This window comes from Dyadobacter sp., from assembly GCF_039919315.1.
Classification (GTDB): domain Bacteria; phylum Bacteroidota; class Bacteroidia; order Cytophagales; family Spirosomataceae; genus Dyadobacter.
Genome location: NZ_JBDSFX010000041.1, coordinates 1 through 3,257, shown reverse-complemented (window position 1 = coordinate 3,257; position 3,257 = coordinate 1). Strand labels below are relative to the sequence as shown.

At 45.2% G+C, this 3,257-nt stretch carries 3 protein-coding genes and 1 pseudogene; all 4 read left to right on the top strand.

Annotation, left to right across the window (positions count from 1 at the left end):
• A partial coding sequence (gene rhaD / locus ABIO93_RS11420) for a bifunctional rhamnulose-1-phosphate aldolase/short-chain dehydrogenase (RefSeq protein ID WP_348067629.1) occupies positions 1–1,337 on the top strand: 1,337 nt, incomplete at its 5' end.
• A gap of 25 nt (positions 1,338–1,362) precedes the next feature.
• On the top strand, positions 1,363–1,674 hold the full coding sequence (gene rhaM / locus ABIO93_RS11415; protein WP_348067627.1) for an L-rhamnose mutarotase: 312 nt from the start codon (positions 1,363–1,365) through the stop codon (positions 1,672–1,674).
• 96 nt (positions 1,675–1,770) lie between these two features.
• Positions 1,771–3,045, top strand: a complete 1,275-nt coding sequence (locus ABIO93_RS11410; protein WP_348067625.1) for a TIM barrel protein — start codon at positions 1,771–1,773, stop codon at positions 3,043–3,045.
• 1 nt (position 3,046) lies between these two features.
• Positions 3,047–3,257 (top strand): annotated as a pseudogene (locus ABIO93_RS11405) (carbohydrate kinase); the annotation flags it as partial.

The following is a 3,257-nucleotide window of genomic DNA, read 5'->3' as shown; positions in this document are numbered from 1 at the left end:
CACTGGCACCCGTCCTGCGCGGATTTTGTTCTTCTGCCCAGCATATGATCGGCCATTTTACAGATGATGACCGCGCCCTAGAATATGTGAACTCCAACGACCTGGAACGCCTGGCCCCTATGGGTACCAGTTGTCCTGATCACTTCCTCCGCACAAAAATAAGCCCACTCGTACTCGAACTGATGCCGGAAGAAGACCTGTCGGATGTGAAAAGCCTCAAAGAAAAATTGTTGCCTTCGTTTGATGCTTACCGTAAGATGTACCTGGAATATTACCAGTCCCACAAGCATCCAAACAGCCCGGCAGTACGTGATGCTAACCCCGTGGTAATTCTATATCCGGGTATTGGCCTGTTCACTTTTGCCAAAGACAAACAAACTGCCCGTGTTGCAGCAGAGTTTTATATTAATGCCATTAATGTAATGAAGGGCTCGGAAGCAATTTCTGAATATACGTCATTACCCCGGCAGGAAGCTTTTAATATAGAATACTGGTTATTGGAAGAGGCTAAACTGCAGAGAATGCCAAAGCCTAAAGCGCTGTCGGGAAAAATTGCCATGGTAACCGGGAGCGCGGGCGGTATTGGCAAAGCCATTGCAAAAAGATTTGTACAGGAAGGTGCCTGCGTGGTACTTAATGATAATGATCCCGACAGGCTGCTCTCTGCAGATGCCGAGTTTAAAAAACAATTTGGAAAAGACGCTTACACAAGTGCCATTCTGGATGTTACAGACACACAACATATCGCTACTGTATTTGAAACGGCAGCACTTGCATTTGGGGGAATAGACATCGTAGTTAATTGTGCTGGGTTGTCTATTTCTAAAACCATACAGGATCATACAGAAAAAGACTGGGACCTGTTATACGACGTGCTGGTTAAAGGGCAATTCATGATCACACAGGCTGGCGTTGCAGAAATGCGTAAACAAAATATTGGCGGCGACGTATTAAATATTGTTAGCAAAAACGCGCTTGTCTCTGGTCCTAATAATGCAGGATATGGTTCGGCTAAAGCAGCGCAGCTGCACCTTAGCAGGCTGAATGCGGCGGAACTGGGTCCGGACAAGATCCGTGTAAACGTGGTGAACCCGGATGCTGTTATTTCAGATAGCAAAATATGGGCCGGCGCCTGGGCCGAAGGACGTGCCAAGGCATACGGTGTAACGGTAGCAGAGCTTCCGGCATATTATGCAAAGAGAACCCTGCTGAACGAAGTTATTTTACCTGACGATATCGCTAATGCCTGCTTTGCTTTTGTTGGTGGATTGTTGAATAAATCTACCGGTAATGTACTCAACGTTGATGGGGGTGTTGCCATGGCATTTGTAAGATAGTATTACTTTTAATCTTGATTGACTTATGCGTGTTGCTTTCAAAATGAAACTTCACCCCGGTAAAACGGAAGAATATAAGAAACGGCATGACGAAATCTGGCCCGATCTGGTAGTACTGCTCAAGGGTGCAGGCATAGAAGATTATTCTATTTTCCTGGATGAGGATACCAATGATCTTTTCGGAGTGTTAACGGTCAGCGATGCGCAAAAGCAACAGGAATTGTCGAGTCACCCCGTAATGAAAAAATGGTGGGCCTATATGAAAGATATCATGGATTCCAATCCCGATAACTCTCCCGTGAGCACATCACTAACAGAAGTTTTTTATATGAAATGAAACTCATAACTACGCTCGTGCTGTCGGGTTAAATGGCTCTCAGCGGACTTGTCCGCCAAAGCCTTTGGCGCCGGCGGATAGCTAAAATTCCTAACTATGCAGATTGAAAAATATAAAATCCAGGCACACAACGATTCCCTCCTTGCGGCGCACCGGCGCAGGATTGAAAACAGTGTATCAGAGATAAAAGACACTGAAGATATTATTCAGAAATTAATTGACTTCCAGGTAGCTATCCCGAGCTGGGCACTGGGAACAGGAGGCACCCGCTTTGGCCGTTTCTCCGGCGGCGGAGAGCCCCGAAACCTGGAAGAGAAAATGGAGGATATTGGATTGCTCCACTCGCTGAATCAATCCGGTGGGGCTATTTCTCTTCATATTCCCTGGGATATTCCAAAGAATATTGCCTCAGTAAAAGCGCTCGCCGCTCAATTTGGTTTGCGCTTCGACGCGATGAATTCAAATACATTCCAGGATCAGCCTGGCCAGGAACATAGCTATAAGTTCGGTTCCCTGCAACATGTAAATAAAGCGGTCAGGCAACAGGCGATTGATCACAATATTGAAGTGATCCGCCATGGTGTAGACCTGGGCTCAGAATCATTGACCGTATGGCTGGCTGATGGATCCTGTTTTCCTGGTCAGCTGAACTTCCGCAAAGCTTTTCAAAATACGCTGGAAAGCCTGAAAGAAATATATGCGGCATTGCCGGATAATTGGAAAATTTTTGTAGAATATAAAGCCTTCGAACCTAATTTTTACTCCACTACTGTAGGCGATTGGGGACAGTCTCTCTTATATGCCAATAAACTGGGGCCCAAAGCTTATACCCTTGTGGATCTTGGCCATCATCTTGCCAACGCAAACATAGAACAGATAGTGTCCCTGTTACTGATGGAAGGAAAATTAGGTGGGTTCCATTTTAATGATTCTAAATATGGAGATGATGATCTTACTGTAGGCAGTATCAAGCCTTACCAGTTGTTCCTGATTTTTAATGAACTGGTTGAAGGCATGGAAGCGAAAGGCATGAATCATAACACGGACCTGGGCTGGATGATAGACGCCTCTCATAATGTGAAGGACCCTCTTGAAGATCTATTGCAATCAATTGAAGCTATCATGTTATCTTATGCCCAGTCTTTGATCGTTGATCGGAAGGCACTCGCCGCGGCACAGGAAAATAATGATGTTACTGCTGCGCAGGAAATCCTGCAAAATGCTTTTAGAACAGATATGCGTGCCATCGTTGCAGAGGCCCGTTTACGTAGCGCCGGAGCTTTGCAGCCACTTGCCTTGTTCCGTGAATTAAAAGTTAGAGAGAACCTCATTAAAGAAAGAGGATTAAAAACTATAGCCACCGGTTTATAAGATGGACCCATTACATGTTATACTAATTTTTGATGTTGGCAGAACCAACAAAAAATTACTATTGTTTGATGAGCACTACCGACTGGTATTCGAGAATTCTGAACAGCTGCCCGAAACCGTTGATGAAGACGGCTATGCCTGCGAGAATATCGATTTATTAACCAACTGGATCCGCCGCTCTTTCCTGGAAATATCTTCAAACCCCGATTATG

What these genes read in the sequence shown, in the direction of transcription:
- rhaM (WP_348067627.1), top strand. Translation starts at nt 1,363, where the DNA reads ATGCGTGTTGCTTTCAAAATGAAACTTCACCCCGGTAAAACGGAAGAA.
- ABIO93_RS11410 (WP_348067625.1), top strand. Translation starts at nt 1,771, where the DNA reads ATGCAGATTGAAAAATATAAAATCCAGGCACACAACGATTCCCTCCTT.